Annotated in this window: 15 protein-coding genes; 13 read left to right on the forward strand and 2 right to left on the reverse strand. The window is 70.2% G+C overall.

What is annotated here, in order from left to right; translation table 11 throughout:
* Nucleotides 1-116 precede the first annotated feature (116 nt).
* The 7 genes from leuC (at nt 117) to BKK81_RS03820 (ending at nt 7400) form a co-directional block, all read left to right on the forward strand.
* Nucleotides 117-1535 carry a 3-isopropylmalate dehydratase large subunit gene (gene leuC, locus BKK81_RS03790; RefSeq protein ID WP_071016014.1) on the forward strand — a complete coding sequence of 473 codons (1419 nt, stop codon included), beginning with the start codon at nt 117-119 and terminating at the stop codon, nt 1533-1535.
* A complete protein-coding gene (leuD, locus tag BKK81_RS03795; protein WP_071010831.1) occupies nt 1528-2256 on the forward strand; it encodes a 3-isopropylmalate dehydratase small subunit in 729 nt (242 codons plus the stop codon). Before leuC ends, leuD begins: the two co-directional genes overlap by 8 nt.
* Nucleotides 2249-3154: an alpha/beta fold hydrolase gene (locus BKK81_RS03800; RefSeq protein ID WP_071010832.1), complete on the forward strand. Its 906-nt coding sequence runs from the start codon at nt 2249-2251 to the stop codon at nt 3152-3154. Before leuD ends, BKK81_RS03800 begins: the two co-directional genes overlap by 8 nt.
* 69 nt (nt 3155-3223) lie before the next feature.
* Entirely contained in the window at nt 3224-3874 is a 651-nt protein-coding gene (locus BKK81_RS03805; protein WP_071010833.1) for a TetR/AcrR family transcriptional regulator, read from the forward strand.
* Nucleotides 3875-4144: 270 nt separating this feature from the next.
* Entirely contained in the window at nt 4145-5110 is a 966-nt protein-coding gene (locus tag BKK81_RS03810) for a Bug family tripartite tricarboxylate transporter substrate binding protein (protein WP_071010834.1), read from the forward strand.
* Between the two features lie 37 nt (nt 5111-5147).
* Nucleotides 5148-6338, forward strand: coding sequence for a M24 family metallopeptidase (locus BKK81_RS03815; RefSeq protein ID WP_071010835.1), 1191 nt, complete (start codon nt 5148-5150; stop codon nt 6336-6338).
* Between the two features lie 465 nt (nt 6339-6803).
* Nucleotides 6804-7400: an acyloxyacyl hydrolase gene (locus tag BKK81_RS03820; RefSeq protein WP_083383921.1), complete on the forward strand. Its 597-nt coding sequence runs from the start codon at nt 6804-6806 to the stop codon at nt 7398-7400.
* 30 nt (nt 7401-7430) lie between these two features.
* On the opposite strand, the gene BKK81_RS03825 is transcribed toward BKK81_RS03820, so the two are convergent.
* Entirely contained in the window at nt 7431-8885 is a 1455-nt protein-coding gene (locus tag BKK81_RS03825) for an aminotransferase-like domain-containing protein (RefSeq protein ID WP_071010837.1), read from the reverse strand.
* Nucleotides 8886-9319: 434 nt separating this feature from the next.
* Between BKK81_RS03825 and BKK81_RS03830 the strand changes: the two genes are divergently transcribed.
* Nucleotides 9320-10651: an aspartate aminotransferase family protein gene (locus BKK81_RS03830; RefSeq protein ID WP_071010838.1), complete on the forward strand. Its 1332-nt coding sequence runs from the start codon at nt 9320-9322 to the stop codon at nt 10649-10651.
* A 591-nt stretch (nt 10652-11242) separates the two neighbouring features.
* Nucleotides 11243-12655, forward strand: coding sequence for an amino acid permease (locus tag BKK81_RS03835; protein WP_071010839.1), 1413 nt, complete (start codon nt 11243-11245; stop codon nt 12653-12655).
* A gap of 18 nt (nt 12656-12673) precedes the next feature.
* On the opposite strand, the gene BKK81_RS03840 is transcribed toward BKK81_RS03835, so the two are convergent.
* Nucleotides 12674-14077, reverse strand: a complete 1404-nt coding sequence (locus BKK81_RS03840) for an aminotransferase-like domain-containing protein (protein ID WP_071016015.1) — start codon at nt 14075-14077, stop codon at nt 12674-12676.
* Between the two features lie 173 nt (nt 14078-14250).
* Here BKK81_RS03840 and BKK81_RS03845 point away from each other — a divergent pair, with 173 nt between their 5' ends.
* The 4 genes from BKK81_RS03845 to BKK81_RS03860 all read left to right on the forward strand — a co-directional run bounded on the left by BKK81_RS03845 (nt 14251) and on the right by BKK81_RS03860 (nt 19654).
* The gene (locus BKK81_RS03845; RefSeq protein ID WP_071010840.1) at nt 14251-14589 is read left to right on the forward strand and encodes a DUF2917 domain-containing protein; all 339 of its coding nucleotides are present in this window, start codon (nt 14251-14253) and stop codon (nt 14587-14589) included.
* A gap of 217 nt (nt 14590-14806) precedes the next feature.
* Entirely contained in the window at nt 14807-18133 is a 3327-nt protein-coding gene (icmF, locus tag BKK81_RS03850; protein WP_071010841.1) for a fused isobutyryl-CoA mutase/GTPase IcmF, read from the forward strand.
* A 144-nt stretch (nt 18134-18277) separates the two neighbouring features.
* Nucleotides 18278-18703: an HIT family protein gene (locus tag BKK81_RS03855; RefSeq protein WP_071010842.1), complete on the forward strand. Its 426-nt coding sequence runs from the start codon at nt 18278-18280 to the stop codon at nt 18701-18703.
* Between the two features lie 60 nt (nt 18704-18763).
* Nucleotides 18764-19654: a 3-hydroxybutyryl-CoA dehydrogenase gene (locus tag BKK81_RS03860; RefSeq protein ID WP_335582957.1), complete on the forward strand. Its 891-nt coding sequence runs from the start codon at nt 18764-18766 to the stop codon at nt 19652-19654.
* Nucleotides 19655-19752: the final 98 nt, after the last annotated feature.

The raw sequence follows: 19752 nt of genomic DNA on the forward strand, positions 1-19752 counted from the left end.
CCGCTGGCGCCGGACCCCGTCCCGGCGCTGCCGGCGGGCCGAGGCCGCGCCGCTGTCCTGCTTGTGCCGGCCTGCGCCGGCTTCGCTTCCACGATCTTCTCTTGCACGACCATTCCATGCCAGGCCGCACGCTCTATCGCAAGCTGGTCGATTCGCACACGGTGTCCGTCCTCGACGCGGACAACGTCCTGCTGTACGCGGATCTGCACATCATGAACGAATACACCAGTCCCCAGGCCTTCGCCGGACTGGCCGCCCGGGCGCGCGCCGTGGCGCGGCCGGGGCAGCAGGTGGCGGTGGTGGACCACATCATTCCCACCCACGCCGAATCGCCGCGGCGCATCGCCGACCCGGCCTCGGCGCTGCAGGCGCGCAACCTCAAGCGCAACTGCGCACGGCACGGCATCGCGCTGTTCGACAGCGACGATCCGCTGCAGGGCATCGAGCACGTGATCGTGCCGGAGCACGGCATGATCCGGCCGGGCATGGTGGTGCTGTGCGGCGACAGCCATACCACCACCTACGGCGCCTTCGGCGCGCTCGGTTTCGGCATCGGGACCTCCGAAGTCGAGCATGTGCTGGCGACGCAGACGCTGGTCTATCGCGTGGCACGCGACATGCGCATCCGTATCGACGGCCGCCTGCCGGCGGGTACCACCGCGAAGGACCTGATCCTGCACGTGATCGGCCGCATCGGCGCCCAGGGCGCGCGTGGCTACGTGGTGGAATTCTGCGGCCAGGCCATCGGCGCGCTGTCGATGGCGGGGCGCATGACCCTGTGCAATATGGCGGTCGAGGCCGGCGCGCGCGGCGCGCTGATCGCTCCCGACGCGGTGGCGACCGACTATGTGCTGGCGCGCGCTTCCGACATCGGCGCGGCGCAGCGGGCCGCCGCGCTGGCTGCCTGGCAGGCGCTGGCATCGGACCCGCAGGCGCGCTTCGCTGCCGAGCTGGCCTTCGATGCCGCCGAGGTGGTCCCCAACGTGACCTGGGGCACCAGCCCCGACCAGGTGATGGCGGTCGATGCCTGCGTGCCGCATCCGGAAGACTTCGCCGATCCCGCCGCGCGCGCCTCCGCCGCACGCGCGCTGGACTACCAGGGCCTGCGCGGCGGCGATGCGCTCGAGGGCCTGCCGGTGCAGCGGGTCTTCATCGGCTCCTGCACCAACGGCCGCATCGAGGACCTGCGCGCGGCCGCCGCCATCGCGCGCGGCCGCAAGGTCGCCGCGGGCGTGCGGGCGATGGTGGTGCCCGGCTCCGGCGCGGTGCGCGAGCAGGCCGAGCGCGAGGGCATCGCCGCCGTGCTGGCCGCGGCCGGCTTCGAGTGGCGCAAGCCGGGCTGCTCGATGTGCCTGGCGATGAACGACGACGTGCTCGCCCCGGGCGAGCGCTGTGCCTCGACCACCAACCGCAATTTCGAGGGACGGCAGGGCCGCGCCGGGCGCACCCACCTGATGAGTCCCGCCATGGCCGCCGCCGCGGCCGTCACCGGGCGCATCACCGACGTGCGCCGCCTGGAGCCCGTCCATGCCTGAGCACACCGTATCCCCGCATCACGCTTGCGCCGGCGGCGCGGCGCTGACCGTCATCGAAGGCGTGGCCGCGCCCTTGCCGCTGCCCAATCTCGACACCGACCAGATCATGCCCAAGCAGTTCCTGCGCATCATCGACAAGTCGGGGCTGGACCGCGGCCTGTTCCACGATATGCGCTTCGACGAGCACGGCGCGCCGCGCGCGGACTTCGTGCTGAACCAGCCGCGCTATCGCCAGGCCAGCGTGCTGGTGGCCGGCCCCAACTTCGGCTGCGGCTCGAGCCGCGAGCACGCTGTGTGGGGCCTGCAGCAGGCCGGCATCGCCGCCGTGATCGCCTCCGGCTTCGGCGAGATCTTCTATTCGAACGCCTTCAACAACCGCCTGCTGCTGGTGATGCTGCCGCAGGCCGAAGTCGAGCAGCTGCTGCAGGCGCTGCAGTCGGCCGAGTCGCCGCGCGTGCGCATCGACCTGGACGACCTGAGCGTGCGCGCGCCCGGCTTCGCGGCGGGCTTCACGCTTGCCGCGCGCCAGCGCGAGATGTTCCGCCGCGGACTGGACATGATCGGCCTGACGCTGACCCAGGCCGAGGCCATCGCCGCCTTCGCGCGCCGCCATCACGCGCACAGCCCTTGGCTGTACGATGTGGCCGCCGCGACCATGGCGCGCCTGCGGGCCCAGGCGGACGGCCAAGGGCGGCACACAGGGGAGGGGACCGATGTTTGAAGGATTCGAAACGCACCGTATCGTGGTCGGACAGCCGGCGGCGGACGGCGAGCAAGGCGTCGCCATCCACACGCTGGTCGGCGGACAGGGGCCGGCGCTTCTGCTGCTGCACGGGCATCCGCAGACGCATGTGATCTGGCACAAGGTGGCGGGCGAACTGGCCCGGCACTTCACCGTGGTCGCCACCGACCTGCGCGGCTACGGCGACAGCGGCAAGCCGCGCGGCCTGCCCGACCACGGCAACTACAGCAAGCGCGTGATGGCGCAGGACCAGGTCGAGGTGATGCGCACGCTCGGCTTCACGCGCTTCCGCGTGCTGGCGCACGACCGCGGCGCGCGCGTGGCGCACCGCATGGCGCTGGATCACCCGCAGGCGGTGCTCCGCCTGGTCACCCTCGATATCGCGCCCACGCTGGCCATGTACGAGCAGACCAGCGAAGCCTTCGCGCGGGCCTACTGGCACTGGTTCTTCCTGATCCGCCCGGCGCCGTTTCCCGAGACGCTGATCGAGGCCGATCCGGCGCTCTACCTGCGCCAGACCATGGGCGCGCGCAGCGCCGGGCTGGCGCCCTTCACCGAGGCGGCACTGGCCGAGTACCTGCGCTGCCTGCGCTTGCCCGGCGCCGCGCACGGCCTGTGCGAGGACTACCGGGCCAGCGCCGGCATCGACCTGGAGCACGATCGCGCCGACCTCGCCGCCGGCCGCCAGGTCGAGTGCGAGATGCTGGCGCTGTGGGGCGAGCAAGGCGCGGTGGGACAGTGCTTCGCGCCGCTGGAGGCGTGGCGGCGGGTCGCGCGGCGCGTGCAGGGCCGCGCGCTGCCGTGCGGGCACTACATCGCCGAGGAGGCGCCGGAGCGGCTGCTCGCGGAGGCCTTGCCCTTCCTGCTGGCGGACTGAGCACGCCGGGCCGGGCACCGCTGCGGCGCTGCCTTACACTTGCGGTCTTGCTCACCAGACTGCTTGTCCATGCCGCCCAGGAAGACCACCGCGAAGTCCGCGGCGAACACCGCCGACACCTCTGCCCCGGCTGCCCCGGCCGCGGCCGAAGGGCGTGCCGCCAGCGAGCAGGCCGTGCAACTGCTGGACGCGGCCACCGCCCATGTGCTCGCGCACGGGCTGGGCGACCTGTCGCTGCGCGCCATGGCCGAGGTCCTCGGCACCAGCCACCGCATGCTGATCTACTACTTCGGCTCGGCCGACGGCTTCTGGGAGGCGCTGCTGCGCCGCATCCGCCACGCCGAGCAGCGCGTGCGCCCGGCGCTGGCGGAGGAGGCCGCCGATCCCGCGCGGGTGCTGGAGCTGGCGTGGGAACGCTATTCGGCCGACAGCTACCTGCCCATCATCCAGCTGCTGTTCGAGATCTATGGCCGCGCCATCCGCGACCGCGAGCGCTTCCAGGCCTTCCTCGACGATGTGGTCGGCAGCTGGATGGGCGCCATGGCCGACCGCCTGCACCGCCAGCTCGGCCTGCCGCCCGCCGAGGCCCGGCTGCGCGCGCGGGTGGAACTGGCCACCATGCGCGGCCTGCTGCTCGACCTCGTCACCACCGGCGACCGCAAGGGCACCACGGCCGCATTGAAGTACTTCGCCGAGCGGCTGGCACCGGCACCACGCTGAGCCGGCGCCGCCAGGCCGGCGGCGCGACACGCCCCCCGGTTCCGGCGTCGAAGCCGCCTTCCCGCCAGCCGCTCTCCGCTTCCCTCGCATCCCGCCCCGCCGCTACTTGCCCGGCCGCGCGCCGGCTCCCGGCACCGGCATGACTTCTGTTTTCGTTGCGTGTACCATCTGGTACAGTGCGTATGTACCAAGTGGTACGTGATTCGGTCGGCGGTGCCTGGCGCGCCGCGAATGCGCCGCAAGAGGAGAAGAGGAGAAGAGGAAATGAGGATGAAGAGACGCCAATGGATGTTGGGCGCGGTGCTGGCCGCCGCGCTGGCTGGCCAGGGCCAGGCGTGGGCCGAGACCTGGCCCGCGCGCCCGGTGCGGCTGGTGGTGCCGCAGGCGGGCGGCTCGGGCAACGACGTGCTGGCGCGCGCGCTGGCCGAGCAGCTCGGGCAGCGCTGGGGGCAGGCTGTGGTGGTGGAGAACCGGCCCGGCGCCAACGGCGTGGTGGCGGTCCAGTACGTCAAGGGCCAGCCGGCCGACGGCTATACCTTGTTCTTTGCCGGGGTGTCCAACCTGGCTTTCAATCCGCTGCTGTACCGCAAGCTGTCCTACGATCCCCAGCGCGACCTGGCCGGCGTGGCGATGCTGGCCAACTCGCCCTTCGTGCTGGTGGCCTCGCCCCGGCTCGGGGTGCATAGCTTCGCCGACTTCCTCAAGCTGGCGCGCGCCCAGCCGGGCGCGCTCAGCTATGCCTCGGGCGGCATCGGCAATTCCACCCATCTGGCCATGGCGCTGGTGGCCGAGCGCACCGGCCTGCGCATGCTGCACGTGCCCTTCAACGGCGGCGGCGGCTCCACCAGCCTGATGGCGGGCGATACGCCGGTGATGATGAACGTGGTAGCCGGCGTGCAGCCCTATATCGCGGGCGGCAAGCTGGTGCCGCTGGCGGTCACCGGCGCGCATCGCCTCGGCGCGCTGCCCGGCGTGCCCACCTTCGGCGAGCTGGGCTATGACGTGGCCGTGCCCGGCTGGTATGCCATCGTCGCACGCGCCGGCACGCCGGCCGCGCTGGTCGAGCGCATCAACGCCGACATCAACGCCGTGATCGGCAGCGCCGCCTTCCGCGACAAGCTCGCCAACCAGTTCCTCGAGCCCATCCAGGGCCCGCCGGCCCTGGTGTTCCAGACCATGCAGCGCGATGCCGCGGCCTGGGCCCCGCTGATCCGCGGGCTCGACATTTCGCTGTAAGCCCGCCCCCTCGGAAACCCCTGTACAGGAGACACCCATGCCGAAGATCACCACCGCCGTACGCGATTACCGCGTCGCCATGATGCGCGAACTGATGGACCGCTGCCGGCTCGACGCCCTCGTCTTCACCACGCCGGACTTCTTCCAGTTCGCCACCAATTTCCAGCTCGACGTGTGGCCCTGGGAACGGCCCGTCTTCGCCGTAGTGCCGCGCGACGGCGAGCCGTTCGCGGTGATGAACGAACTGTCGACCAACCATATGCGTTTCGCCACCGAGCAGCAGACCGTCTGGCTGCGCGACGTCACCTACTACGCCGAGCATCCGCGCGTCTCCCAGCGGCTCGCGCTCGCCCCGCAGCTGCCGGAGCTGCTGGCGTCGAGCTTGGCCGCGCGCGGCCTCGGTGCCAGCCGCATCGGCGTCGACGTCGCCCACCCGCTGCTGGCGGCCGCGCAGCGCTACCTGCCGGAACTGGTGCTGCGCCCGGCACTGGCCGAGATGCGCGCGATGCGCTGGGTCAAGCATGCGGAGGAACTCGCGGTGATGCGCGCACTGGGCGCGCTGACCGACTGGGTGCAGGACCGCTACCGCGAGAACATCCGCCCGGGCCGGCTGACGCAGGAGCTCGACCACGCCATGTCGGCGCTGATGGTCGAGGAGGCCGCGCGCCGCTTCCCGGGCGAGGACTTCGACATCCTCAAGTGCTGGACGCTGGCCGGCCCGGCCTCGGCCTCGCCGCACGGCGACGGTGCCGCCTGCGGCGCGCGCATCGCCGAGGGCGACACCGTCGTCAACCTGATCCTGCCGCGCCTCAACGGCTACTACGTCGAGAACGAGCGCACCTGGTTCTGCGGACGCCCGGATGATCGGCAGGCGCGCCTGTACCAGGTGGCGGCGCAGGCGACCGATGCCGCCGTGCAGGCGGCGGTCACCGGGCAGCGCGTGTGCGACATGGACGCGGCGGCGCAGGCGGTGATCGAGCGCGCGGGCTTCGGCGACTATGTGTTCCACCGCACCGGTCATGCGGTGGGCCTGATGCTGCACGAATACCCCGAGGACATGGCGTTCAACACGCGCGCCCTGCGGGCGGGCGAGGTGTATTCGGCCGAGCCGGGCCTCTACGTCTACGGGCTGGGCGGCTTCCGCCTCGACGACACCGTGGTGGTGGGCAGCGAGCCGGAAGTGATCGTGAAGACGCCGAAGACGCTGGAATACGCCACGGTCGGCTGAGCCGGCCCGCCATCGCGGCCGCTCCGTCCCCGGGCGGGGCGGCCGCGGCCGGGGGCGCGATGGCGCGCAGGCCGCACCGCGCTTCCCGGCCTGCCTCCTGCTGCCAACTGCCACCATCGCCACCCGGCTCCCGCCGGCCCTGGCGCGATGTGTCGGCGAGCCGACAGGGTCCCTTGTTGGCAATTCCCCACGTGATCTATGCTTGCCAGACGGGTGTCATCTTCCTGTGGGCGCGGCGAATTACATACATTCATGGCTGGATGTATAATCGCGGAAGAATTTCCCGAGAGTAGTTTCGTTTGTTGTTGTTTCTGATATGACTTATCGTTTTATCGCCGGCTGCCTGGCTGTCTGGATCGCGGTCTGCACGACCGCCAGCTGGGTGGTCGAGCGCCTCTGGAGCTGACGACCGCAGCCACGAGCCCCTGCGGGCAAGCCGGCGCGATCCGCAACCTGGTTTCGATCATGACGCGAAAAGAAGAAGGTCATCCCCCCGTTTCGCAACGTTCCCGCGTGGGCCTGCTGCGTCCGCGCCTCTTCGCCGCGGCGGCCCTGGCCGCCGGCCTTGCCGGCGCCGCCCACGCCGATCCCACCGTGCAGGCGGCATTCGGCCGCGACCCGAGCCACGGCATCAACAAATACGAAGTCGCCCTGAACTGGGATTCCGGCTTCAACTGGGGCAACCCGGACAGCTGGTTGCTGCGCCTGCAGTGGGAAGTCGAGCTGGCCGAGTGGTTTCCCCAGAGCGGCACCAATCGCCACAACGTGACCGAGTTCGGTTTCACGCCGCTGCTGCGGCTGGAAAAGCATGGTTTCGCTGGCTTCGTGCCCTTTCTGGAGGTCGGCGCGGGTGCGCGCCTGCTGAGCAGTACCTATACATCGGACGAGCATCGCTCCGGCACCGCGTTCCAGTTCGGCGACATTTTCGGCCTGGGTGCGATGTTCGGGGCGCGCAACCAGTTCGAGGCCGGCTTCCGCTTCCAGCACGTGTCCAATGCCGGCATCAAGGAGCCGAACCCGGGCACGAACTTCTATACCGGCTACGTCCGCTACCGCTTCTGACGCGGCTCGCCGCGGCGGTGCCGCGGCCGCTCAGGCGGCTCGCGTCGCCGGCTCCGCGGCGCGCATCGCATCGAAGAAGCGCCACAGCCCGGGCGCATCGCTGGTGGCCACATTGAAGCGGATCCATGGCGAGTCGGCCTCGTCGGGCTCGAAGTAGGAGCCCGGCGCCAGCCATACCCCGTGTTCCAGCGCCAGCCTGGCGAGGCGGTTGCCCGACAGCGCCGGCGCGGCGCGCGGGCCGTCCTGGGGCCGCAGCCTGGCCCAGGCGAACATGCCCCCCTCCGGCCGCAGCAGCAGTTCCAGCCCATGCCGTTCCATGGTTTCCGCGATGCGGTCCTGCTGGGCCCGCAGCCGTTCGGCCAGCGCGGCGACGTGGCGTCCGTAGTGGCCGCTGGTCAGCACCGAGTAGACGAGCCGCTCGGTCACTTCCGACGAGGTCAGCCCGACGGCCATCTTGGTGCGGGCCAGCGCCTTGGCCAGCTCCGGGCTGGCCGCCAGGTAGCCCACCCGCAGCGAGGGCGCGATGGTCTTGGAGAAGCCGTTGATGTAGATCACGTGCGACAGCCCGTCCATGGCCGCCAGCATGGGCGAGCCGGCCGGCGCCAGTTCGCGGTAGATGTCGTCCTCCACTACCAGCAACCGGTGGCGCTCGGCCAGTTGCAGCACGCGGTGCGCGTTCATGCTGGTCAGCGAGGCACCGGTCGGGTTCTGCAGCACGGTGTTGACGAACAGCATGCGCGGCGCGTGCGCGCGGATGGCATCGTCCAGCGCATCGGTGTCGAGCCCGGCCGCGCCGCGCGGTACGCCGACCACGCGCAGGCCGGCCAGGCGCAGGATCTGCAGCAGGTTGCAGTAGCACGGCGCCTCCACCAGCACGGTGTCGCCCGGGCGCAGCAGCGTGCGCACCACCAGGTCGAGCGCCTGGGTGGCGCCCTGGGTCAGTACCACCTGGCGGGCCTGCACCGGCATGCCGTACTGGCCCAGGCCGGCGGCCACGTGTTCACGCAGGGCGCCGAAACCGAAGGGATGGCCGTAGCCGGACACCTGGGCGGCCGGTACGCGCGATGCTGCGCGCATGGCCTGATGCAGCCCCTCCTCGTTGAGCCAGTCGCCCGGCAGCCAGCCGGCGCCGGCCTTGATCGGCACGGAATGGTCGGCGAAGACATCCGACAGCAGCCAGGCGGCATTCAGTTCCGGGGTCTGCCAGTGCGGTGCCGGCGCCAGTCCCGCCGGCGCGTGCCGGTGCGCCACCGTGTAGCCGGAGCCGGCACGCGCGCTCAGGTAGCCGAGCGCGGTCAGGCGGGCGTAGGCCTCGGCCACCGTGAAGGTGCTGACGCCGTGCTGCATCGCGAAGCGGCGCACCGAGGGCAGGGCGGCGCCGGCACGCAGCGCGCGGCGCTCGATCAGGGCGGCCACGCCGTTGACGATCTGTTCGGTCAGGGTCTCGCCGCCGCGGCGGCTGCGGTGCAGTTGCAGGGGGATCATGGGACGCTGGTCGCGGTGGATGGCGGCGGATTGGCGGGGGACATCGGTGGCACGAGGGGGCAGCGTGCGGCGGCCCGCGGCGGCTTGTGGCGCAAGCGGCCTGTACAGTCTACGCTGAGGGGGCGGTCGCCGTGAAGCCCCGGCACATGGCCCGGCATGGCCATCGGTGTTGATGCGGCGCAGCGTGCAATCTCCCGGCCCGCGGGCTTTCCAGGCAGTGCCGGGGCGCCGGGGCCGCTGCGGCGCAGGCGGCCGGCGGCGCCATTGGGGCGAGTCGGGCCTGTACGCTTCGTGGTGCCTAAACTGTACGGTAAGGTGGAGATTTGCCAACCGTATATTCTGCCGGCCGGCGCCCGTCGGTACAGTGGCCGCATCCGGCATTTTCTGCCCCATTCAACGCGCGCCCGCGCATGCAATCGCTCCGAGGAGGACGTATGGACGCTGCCAAGACCGTGATTCCCGATCTCGACGCCCTGTGGATGCCCTTTACCGCCAACCGCCAGTACAAGGCCGCGCCGCGCCTGCTGGCTTCGGCCAGCGGCATGTACTACAGCACCCACGATGGCCGCAAGGTGCTGGACGCCTGTGCCGGGCTGTGGTGCGTGGCGGCCGGCCACTGCCGCACGGAGATCACCGAGGCGGTGGCCCGCCAGGTGCAGACCCTGGACTATGCGCCGCCCTTCCAGATGGGTCACCCGCTCGCCTTCGAGGCGGCCACCAAGGTGGCCGGCATCATGCCGGCGGGCCTGGACCGCATCTTCTTCACCAACTCGGGTTCGGAGTCGGTCGACACGGCGCTGAAGATCGCGCTCGCCTACCACCGCGCGCGCGGCGAAGGCCAGCGCACGCGCATCATCGGCCGCGAGCGCGGCTACCACGGCGTGGGCTTCGGCGGCATGGCGGTGGGCGGCATCGGTCCCAACCGCAAGATGTTCTCGGCCAACCTGATGCCCGGCACCGACCACCTGCCGGCCACCCTCAACATCGCCGAGGCGGGCTTCTCCAAGGGGCAGCCGCAGTGGGGCGCCCACCTGGCCGATGACCTCGAGCGCATCCTGGCGCTGCACGACCCGTCCAACGTCGCCGCGGTGATCGTCGAGCCGCTGGCCGGCTCGGCCGGCGTGCTGGTGCCGCCGGTGGGCTACCTGGAGCGCCTGCGCGAGATCACCAGCAAGCACGGCATCCTGCTGATCTTCGACGAGGTCATCACCGCCTTCGGGCGCCTGGGCGCGGCTACCGCGGCCGAGCGCTTCCAGGTGACCCCGGACCTGATCACCATGGCCAAGGCCATCAACAATGCCGCGGTGCCGATGGGCGCGGTGGCGGTCAAGCGCGAGGTGCATGACGCCGTCGTCAACGCCGCCGCCGCCGGTGCCATCGAACTGCCGCACGGCTATACCTACTCGGCCCATCCGCTGGCCTGCGCGGCCGCCATCGCGGCGCTGGACATCTATGCGCGCGAAAACCTGTTCGGCCGCGCGGCCGCGCTGGCGCCGGCCTTCGAGGCGGCAGTGCATGGCGTGCGCGGTGCGCCGCACGTGAAGGACATCCGCAACCTGGGCATGGTCGCCGGCATCGAGCTGGAACCGCGCGCCGGCCAGCCCGGCGCACGCGGTTACGAGGCCTTCCTCAAGTGCCTGGAGCGCGGCGTGCTGGTGCGCTATACCGGAGACATCCTCGCCTTCTCGCCGCCGCTGATCATCGACGAGGCCCAGATCGGCGAGATCTTCGACACGGTGCGCAAGGTCCTGCAAGAGTTGGCGTAACGGCAGCGCGGCCTCCGCGCCGTGGCGCGCGCCGCCGCTGGGGCCGCGCCGCCGACCGATGTGCCTGACACCGCCACGGCGAGTCCGCCGCGCCGTGGCGATCGTCCCTGCAGCGGGGCGCTTCCTCCTGCCGCCCTCCGCCAGCGCGGCACCGTTTGTCTCCCTTTGTTCCTCCTTCGCGCCCCCTTCCCGCCACCCTTCCTCCTGCCGCCGCGATGCCGCACGGCTGCGATCGGTTGCCATTCCCCGCTTACCCCGCCAATGTGATGCCCGCGCGTCCCGCGCAGGAGTAAACTAGCGCGTTTTTGCCGCCGGCCCGGTTTCCAGGCCGGTGGCGCCGCCGCATCACGTAGCGCATCCGCCGCGATCCGGCCGGGCGCGCCGCGCGCATGCGGCACCAGCCGCCCGGGCCGCTGCGCCGGCCAGGGCGATTTCATTAGATAACCGGGGCCGGCATGCCAACAGCGTGCCGGCGCGACGGACGGTCGACCAGGCTGCCGCGGACCCGGATGCCAATGCGCCCGCCGGACGTGCCGCCTTCACCGGGGCCGTCCCATGCGAACGCGGCGGCGGATGCAGGAGACCCTTTTCATGAGTTTGTTTCGTACCAAGGATATCGACGCCATGCTGGCCGAAAGCCGCGTGGGTGGACTGAAGAAAGTACTGGGTCCGCTGGACCTGGTGCTGATGGGCATCGGCGCCATCGTCGGCACCGGCATCTTCGTGCTGACCGGTACCGGCGCCCTGACCGCCGGCCCGGCGCTGACGGTGTCCTTCGTCATCGCCGCCATGGCCTGCGGCTTCGCCGCGCTGTGCTACGCCGAGTTCGCCTCGGCGATTCCCGTGTCCGGCTCGATCTACACCTATAGCTATGCCACCCTGGGCGAAATCATCGCCTGGATGATCGGCTGGGACCTGCTGCTCGAGTACGGGCTGGCCACCTCGGCGGTATCGGTGGGCTGGTCGGGCTACTTCCAGTCGCTCGCATCCGGCTTCGGCCTGCACCTGCCGGCGGCGCTCACCGCGGCCCCGGGCGCGGTGCCCGGCGTGCACACGGTGTTCAACCTGCCGGCCTTCCTCATCATGCTGGCCATCACCTGGGTGGTGTCCTACGGCGTGCGCGAGTCGGCGCGCATCAACAACCTGATGGTGGCCATCAAGATCGGCGTGGTGCTGCTGTTCATCGCCGTAGGCGTGTGGCACGTCAAGCCGGCCAACTGGCATCCGTTCGCGCCGTTCGGCTTCACTGGCATCTTCAATGCGGCGGCGCTGGTGTTCTTCGCCTTCATCGGCTTCGACGCCGTGACCTCGGCCGCCGAGGAAGTGCGCAACCCGCGCCGCGACCTGCCGATCGGCATCGTCGGCTCGCTCGCGGTCTGCACCGTGCTGTACGTGGTGGTGGCCGCCATCATGACCGGCATCGTGCCCTATGCCCGCTTCGCCGGCATCGACCACCCGGTCTCGCTGGCCTTGCAGGTCGCCGGCGAGAACTGGGTGGCGGGCTTCGTCGACCTCGGCGCCATCGTCGGCATGACCACGGTGATCCTGGTGATGACCTATGGCCAGACCCGCATCATCTTCGCCATGTCGCGCGACGGACTGCTGCCGGCCAGGCTGTCGTCGGTGCATCCGGTCCACGCCACGCCCTTTTTCGCCACCTGGACCGTGGGCATCGTCTTCGCGCTGATCGCAGCCTTCGTGCCGCTGGCGGTGCTGGCCGAACTGATCAATATCGGCACGCTGTCGGCCTTCTCGCTGATCTCGATCGCGGTGCTGGTGCTGCGGCGCACGCGCCCGGACCTGCCGCGCGCCTTCCGCTGCCCCGGCGTGCCGGTGGTGCCGCTGCTGTCGGTCGCTTTCTGCGTGTTCCTGATGGCGCACCTCGAGCCGCTGACCTGGGTGGCTTTCCTGGTCTGGCTGGCGCTCGGCCTGGCCATCTACTTCCTCTACGCGCGCCGTAACGCCGTCCTGCACGGCAAGGCGCCGGCGCGCTCCGCCGGCTGACGGGCCCGCCCCGCCGCGTCAGCCGCGGGACCCGGCCTCGCGCAGGAAGGCCTGGGCCCGCGGCTCCTCCACATAGGCCGCGTTGATGCGCACCCAGGGCGTGGTCTCGCCGCCCGGGCGGAAGAAGTTGCCCGGCGCCAGCGCGATATCGTAGCGTTCGCCCAGGCGGGTCAGCTCGCGCGAGTCCGCCATGCCAGGCGGTCGCGCCCACAGGAAGTTGCCGCCCGCCGGTTCGCAGAACACCTCCCAGCCGCAGCCGTGCAGCCGCTGTACCGCGCCCGCCAGGGTCTGGCGCACGCGCAGGCGCAGGCGTTCGACATACTTGCGGTAGGCGCCGCGCTCCAGCAGTGCCGCCGTCACCGCCTCGGCGAACTGCGAGCCCGCCACGCTGGTCAGCACCTTGACGTCCACCAGGTCCTTGACCAGGCGCTTGTCCGCCACCACGTAGCCCACCCGCAGCGAAGCTGACACGGTCTTGGAGAAGCCGCCCACGTAGATCACGTGCTCGAGCTGGTCGAGCGTGGCCAGGCGGTCGGTGAAATGGGTCTGGAAGTCCGAGAAGATGTCGTCCTCGACGAAGCGGAAGCCATGGCGCCGCGCCAGTTCCAGCAACCGGAACGCGACCGGCGGCGCCAGCGTGGAGCCGGTCGGGTTCTGCAGCACGCTGTTGGTGAAGAACAGCTTGGGCCGGTGCTCGCGCAGCAGTGCCTCGGCGGCATCCGGGTCGGGGCCGTCCGGCGTCTGCGGCACGCCGACCAGCCGCACGCCGTGCAGCCGCAGCAGGCCGAACAGGTTGTAGTAGCCGGGGTCCTCGACGAAGACGGTGTCGCCAGGCTTGAGCAGGTGGCGCACGATCAGGTCCAGCGCCTGGCTGGCGCCGGTGGTGATCAGCACCTGCGGCAGTTCTGCGCCGATGCCGAGCTGGCGTACCCGCGTCAGGACCTGCTGGCGCAGTTCGGCATGGCCGAGCGGGGTGGCGTAGTGGATCACGCTGTCGATGTCGGTGCGCGACACCTGGCGGATCGCCTGGGTCAGTCCTTCCACGTCGCGCCAGCTCTCGGGGACGAAGCCGCCGGCTAGCTTGAGCGTGCCGCTGGGGTGGTGGAACTGCTCGATGATGTGATCGGAGAGATCCTCGGCCAGGCTGGGATCCGACCAGCCGCGCCCGGCGCGCCGCGTCAGCGGGCTGTCGGCGACGAAGAAGCCGGAGCCCTGGCGCGAGTCGAGCAGGCCCTGCGAGACCAGGCGATCGTAGGCCTCGATCACCGGGAAGCGGCTGATGCCGTGTTCGGACGCCATCTGCCGGATCGAAGGCAGGCGCGTGCCGGGGCGGGCGTCGTGCGAGCCGAGCCAGTTCTTGACGGCGAGGATGATCTGCTCGGTCAGCGGCACGCCGCCGGCGGGGTCGAGGCTCAGTTTCAGCATGGAGGGCGGTGCGCAAGGCCCCGGCAGCGGCCGGCGGCGGAAAGTGTCAGCAGAAACCACTGAACAGTTCATGGAAAACTGTTCGCAACTGTGCATGGGATTGTAGTGCGCCGTATGAATAATGGAAGGCCGGTGAATCAGCAGGCAAGGCGAACGGCAAGGAGGCGATCATGCGCGAACTACGGACCTACGAACTCGACGGAGCGGGGATACCCGTGAGCTGGCGCGTGCGCCACGGCGAGCGCGTCACCGCGCTGGCCGGCCGCCTCTGGCTGACCCTGGAGGGGGGCAGCGCCGACATCTGGCTGCGCCCTGGCGAAAGCTTCGACCCGCCCGAGGGCGACCGCGTGTGGCTGTCGGCCGAGCGCGGCGGCGCCCGCTTCGAGCTGGCCTATACGCCGGCCGCGCTGTCGTGGCGCCGCCTGCTGTTCGCGGCGCTGCTGCTCGCGCGCCGGCTGCGCGCGCCGCGCACGGCCGCTTTCGGCGACTGCCCGCAAAGCGGGCGCTGAAGGGCGAAACGAGGCGCGAACGGAAGCGAGGCGCGAACGGCAGCGCGTACCGGCCCGCTCCCGGCCCCCTCCCGGCCCCCTGTGACGCTGGCGCCAGCGTCATATAATCGACCGCACAGTCCCACCACGACGAGCCCCGAGCCGCCGCAGAGCGGCGCATCCCGCGCGGATGCGCCCGCCGTGCGCGCGGACCGGCACACCGCACAGGGGTGGAGACATGACCGATCTTTCCAACGCCCACCCGGCGGGCCGTGGATCACAGGCATCCGGCGCGCCCGCCGCGCCCGCCAACAAGGTCCGCTTCGTCACCGCGGCCGCCCTGTTCGACGGCCACGACGCCTCGATCAACATCATGCGGCGCATCCTGCAGGCGCATGGTTGCGAGGTCATCCACCTCGGCCACAACCGTGCCGTCGACGAGGTGGTCGCCGCCGCCCTGCAGGAAGATGTGCAGGGCATCGCCATCTCCAGCTACCAGGGCGGCCACGTCGAGTACTTCCGCTACATGATCGACCTGCTGCGCCAGCACGGCGGTGAGCACATCCAGGTGTTCGGCGGCGGCGGCGGCGTCATCGTGGCGGAGGAGATCCGCGCGCTGCAGTCCTATGGCGTGGCCCGCATCTACAGTCCCGAAGATGGCCAGCGCATGGGGCTGGACGGCATGATCGCCGACATGGTGCAGCGCTGCGACATCGACCTGGCGCGCTACGCGCCGGCCACGCTGGACGGTGTGCGCGGCGGCGACCGGCGCGCGCTGGCGCAGCTCATCACCGCGCTCGAGAACGGTGCCGCCGATGCCGCCTTGGTGCAGTCCCTGCGCGCGCAGGCGGCCACCGTGGCCACGCCCGTGCTCGGCATCACCGGTACCGGCGGTGCCGGCAAGTCCTCGCTGACCGACGAGCTGGTGCGCCGCATCCGCCTGGACCAGCGCGACGCGCTGTCGATCGCGCTGATCTCGATCGATCCGTCGCGCCGCAAGTCGGGCGGCGCCCTGCTGGGCGACCGCATCCGCATGAACGCGATCCACCATCCGCGCATCTTCATGCGCTCGCTGGCCACGCGCGCCGCCGGCGGCGAGATCTCGCCGGCCCTGCCGGAGGTGATCGCGGCCTGCAAGGTGGCCGGCTTCGACCTGATCCTGGTCGAGACTTCCGGCATCGGCCAGGGCGATGCGGCCATCGTGCCGCATGCCGACCTGACGCTCTATGTGATGACGCCCGAGTTCGGCGCCGCCAGCCAGCTCGAAAAGATCGACATGCTGGACTTCGCCGATTTCGTCGCCATCAACAAGTTCGACCGCAAGGGCGCGCAGGACGCCTGGCGCGACGTCGCCAAGCAGGTTCAGCGCAACCGCGCGCAGTGGCATGCCAGGCCGGAAGAGATGCCGGTCTACGGCACGCAGGCCTCGCGTTTCAACGACGATGGCGTGACCATGCTCTACCAGGGCCTGCGTGAGGCGCTGGCCGCGCGCGGCGTGCGCTTTGCGCCCGGTGCGCTGCCGCAGGTGGCAGGCCGCATCTCCAGCGGGCGCAATGTGATCGTGCCGCCGGCGCGCAGCCGCTACCTGGCCGAACTGGCCGACACCGTGCGCGCCTACCATCGCCGCGTGGCCGCGCAGAGCGTGCTGGCGCGCGAGCGCCAGCAGCTGCGCGAGGCGCGCCGCATGCTGGGTGAGGGCGGTGAGGGCGGTGAGGGCGGCGTGGCTGGCGTGGCTGGCGACGCCGAGGCGGCGGCCGCGCGGCTCGCCGCGCTGGAAGCCGCGCGCGATGCCGCGCTGGGCGACGCCGAGCGTGCGCTGCTGGCGCAGTGGCCGGCGCTGCGGCAGGCCTATGCCGGTGACGAATACGTGGTGCGTATCCGCGGGCGCGAGATCCGTACCGGCCTGGTGAGCACCACACTGTCGGGCACCAAGGTGCGCAAGGTGGTGCTGCCGCGCTTCGAGGACGAGGGCGAGGTGCTGCGCTGGCTGATGCGCGAGAACGTGCCCGGCAGCTTCCCCTATACCGCCGGCGTGTTCGCCTTCAAGCGCGAGAACGAGGATCCCACCCGCATGTTCGCCGGCGAGGGCGATGCCTTCCGTACCAACCGCCGCTTCAAGCTGGTGTCCGCGGGCATGGAGGCCAAGCGCCTGTCGACCGCCTTCGACTCGGTCACCCTGTATGGCGAGGATCCCGGACTGCGGCCGGACATCTACGGCAAGATCGGCAATTCCGGCGTGTCCATCGCCACGCTCGACGACATGCGGGCGCTGTACGACGGCTTCGACCTGTGCAGCCCGTCGACCTCGGTGTCGATGACCATCAACGGCCCGGCACCGACCCTGCTGGCGATGTTCATGAATACCGCCATCGAGCAGCAGCTCGACAAGTTCCGCGCCGACAACGGCCGCGTGCCGGCCGCCGAGGAAGCGGCCAAGATCCGCGACTGGGTGCTGCAGAACGTGCGCGGCACGGTGCAGGCCGACATCCTCAAGGAAGACCAGGGCCAGAACACCTGCATCTTCTCCACCGAGTTCTCGCTCAAGGTCATGGGCGACATCCAGGAGTACTTCGTGCACCACCAGGTGCGCAATTTCTACTCGGTGTCGATCTCCGGCTACCACATCGCCGAAGCCGGCGCGAACCCGATCTCCCAGCTCGCCTTCACGCTCGCCAACGGCTTCACCTATGTCGAGGCCTACCTGGCGCGCGGCATGCAGGTCGACGACTTCGCGCCCAACCTGTCCTTCTTCTTCTCCAACGGCATGGACCCCGAGTACAGCGTGCTCGGCCGCGTGGCGCGGCGCATCTGGGCGGTGACGATGCGCGACAAGTACGGCGCCAACGAGCGCAGCCAGAAGCTCAAGTACCACATCCAGACCTCGGGCCGCTCGCTGCACGCGCAGGAAGTCGATTTCAACGACATCCGCACCACGCTGCAGGCGCTGATCGCCATCTACGACCACTGCAACTCGCTGCACACCAATGCCTTCGACGAAGCCATCACCACGCCCACGGCGGAGTCGGTGCGGCGCGCGCTGGCCATCCAGCTCATCATCAACCGCGAATGGGGCGTGGCGAAGTGCGAGAATCCCAACCAAGGCAGCTTCCTCATCGAGGAGCTGACCGACCTGGTCGAGGAAGCCGTGCTGCAGGAATTCGAGCGCATCGCCGAGCGCGGCGGCGTGCTGGGGGCGATGGAGACCGGCTACCAGCGCGGCAAGATCCAGGAAGAGTCGCTCTACTACGAGCAGAAGAAGCACGATGGCACGCTGCCCCTGATCGGCGTCAACACATTCCGCAATCCGGAAGGTGATCCCATCCCGCAAAAACTGGAGCTGGCGCGCTCCAGCGAAGACGAGAAGCAGAGCCAGCTGGCGCGCCTGGCGGCCTTCCATGCCGCCCATGCCGAAGCGGCGCCGGCCATGCTGGAACGGCTGCGCGAGGCCGTGGTGGCCGACCGCAATGTCTTTACCGTCCTGATGGACGCGGTACGTGTGTGCTCGCTCGGGCAGATCACCCATGCCCTGTTCGAGGTGGGCGGACAGTACCGCCGCAATATGTAGCTTGCGCCGCCGCGCCCGTGCTGCACTGCGTTAAACTCAGGGTTTGCGCGTGGCGCCGGCACGGGTCTCCTGCCTGCTTGCCTGCCTGTCCGCGCGCCGGCCCGCCAGCGGGCGCATCGAGAACCCAACGCATCCAGGAGTGCCGTGTACGATCCGAACAATGTCTTCGCCAAAATCCTGCGCGGAGAACTGCCCTGCTTCAAGGTGTACGAGGACGACCAGACGTTCGCCTTCATGGACATCATGCCGCAGGCCGACGGTCACCTGCTGGTGCTGCCAAAGGAAGCCGCCGCCGAGATCTTCGAGCTGTCCGAGCCGGCGGCGCAGGCCGCCATGCGCACCACCCAGCGCCTGGCGCGCGCGGTGCGTGCCGCCTTCCAGCCGGACGGCCTGTTCATCGGCCAGTTCAACGGTCCAGCCGCCGGCCAGACCGTGCCGCACGTACATTTCCACGTGATCCCGCGCGCCGAGGGCCAGCCGCTGCGCCGCCACGCCAATGAAAAGCAGGACCCGGCCGTGCTCAAGGCGCACGCCGAGCGCGTCATCGCGGCACTGGCCGAACTGGCCTGACATAGCGCCCGCGCGCGCCGCGCCATCGGCGCGATCGCATCGCAAGCAGAATCCAGCAGAATCCAGCAGGACCAACCAGAAGAGAAGGAAGACAACATGGGTATCAGGACAGTAGGCATCGTCGGCGCGGGCACCATGGGCAACGGTATCGCCCAGGCATGCGCGGTGGCGGGCCTCGACGTGGTGATGGTCGACATCAGCGAAGCCGCGGTGCAGAAGGGTGTGGCCACCGTGGCCGGCAGCCTCGACCGTCTGATCAAGAAGGACAAGATCAGCGAGGCCGACAAGGCCGCCGCGCTGGCGCGCATCAAGGGCTCGACCGCTTATGATGACCTGAAGGCCACCGACATCGTGATCGAGGCCGCCACCGAGAACTACGAGCTCAAGCTCAAGATCCTCAAGCAGATCGATGCGCTGGTCGGCCCGGAGGTGATCATCGCTTCCAACACCTCGTCGATCTCGATCACCAAGCTGGCTGCCGCCACCAGCCGCGCCGACCGCTTCATCGGCATGCACTTCTTCAACCCGGTGCCGGTGATGGCCCTGGTCGAGCTGATCCGCGGCCTGGCGACCAGCGACGAGACCCACGCCAAGGTGGAGGCGCTGGCCAAGGAACTGGGCAAGTATCCGATCACCGTGAAGAACAGCCCGGGCTTCGTCGTCAACCGCATCCTGTGCCCGATGATCAACGAGGCCTTCTGCGTGCTGGGCGAAGGCCTGGCCTCGCCGGAGGAGATCGACGAAGGCATGAAGCTGGGCTGCAACCACCCGATCGGGCCCCTGGCACTGGCCGACATGATCGGCCTGGACACCATGCTGGCCGTGATGGAAGTGCTGTACACCGAGTTCGCCGATCCGAAGTACCGTCCCGCCATGCTGATGCGCGAGATGGTGGCGGCCGGCTACCTGGGCCGCAAGACCGGCCGCGGTGTCTACGTCTACAGCAAGTAAGCCTCAGCGCGGGCCATGGGCCCGCCGCACCATGCAGAACGGCCGCGGGAGCGATCCCGCGGCCGTTTGTCTTTCGGATGGACTGCTGTCGTGCGCGG

The organism is Cupriavidus sp. USMAHM13, from assembly GCF_001854285.1.
GTDB lineage: Bacteria > Pseudomonadota > Gammaproteobacteria > Burkholderiales > Burkholderiaceae > Cupriavidus > Cupriavidus malaysiensis.

What these genes read in the sequence shown, in the direction of transcription:
- leuC (WP_071016014.1), top strand. Translation starts at nt 117, where the DNA reads ATGCCAGGCCGCACGCTCTATCGCAAGCTGGTCGATTCGCACACGGTG.
- BKK81_RS03845 (WP_071010840.1), top strand. Translation starts at nt 14,251, where the DNA reads ATGCGCGAACTACGGACCTACGAACTCGACGGAGCGGGGATACCCGTG.
- BKK81_RS03820 (WP_083383921.1), top strand. Translation starts at nt 6,804, where the DNA reads ATGACGCGAAAAGAAGAAGGTCATCCCCCCGTTTCGCAACGTTCCCGC.
- BKK81_RS03805 (WP_071010833.1), top strand. Translation starts at nt 3,224, where the DNA reads ATGCCGCCCAGGAAGACCACCGCGAAGTCCGCGGCGAACACCGCCGAC.
- BKK81_RS03800 (WP_071010832.1), top strand. Translation starts at nt 2,249, where the DNA reads ATGTTTGAAGGATTCGAAACGCACCGTATCGTGGTCGGACAGCCGGCG.
- BKK81_RS03825 (WP_071010837.1), bottom strand. Translation starts at nt 8,885, where the DNA reads ATGATCCCCCTGCAACTGCACCGCAGCCGCCGCGGCGGCGAGACCCTG.
- BKK81_RS03835 (WP_071010839.1), top strand. Translation starts at nt 11,243, where the DNA reads ATGAGTTTGTTTCGTACCAAGGATATCGACGCCATGCTGGCCGAAAGC.
- BKK81_RS03830 (WP_071010838.1), top strand. Translation starts at nt 9,320, where the DNA reads ATGGACGCTGCCAAGACCGTGATTCCCGATCTCGACGCCCTGTGGATG.
- icmF (WP_071010841.1), top strand. Translation starts at nt 14,807, where the DNA reads ATGACCGATCTTTCCAACGCCCACCCGGCGGGCCGTGGATCACAGGCA.
- BKK81_RS03815 (WP_071010835.1), top strand. Translation starts at nt 5,148, where the DNA reads ATGCCGAAGATCACCACCGCCGTACGCGATTACCGCGTCGCCATGATG.
- BKK81_RS03810 (WP_071010834.1), top strand. Translation starts at nt 4,145, where the DNA reads ATGAAGAGACGCCAATGGATGTTGGGCGCGGTGCTGGCCGCCGCGCTG.
- leuD (WP_071010831.1), top strand. Translation starts at nt 1,528, where the DNA reads ATGCCTGAGCACACCGTATCCCCGCATCACGCTTGCGCCGGCGGCGCG.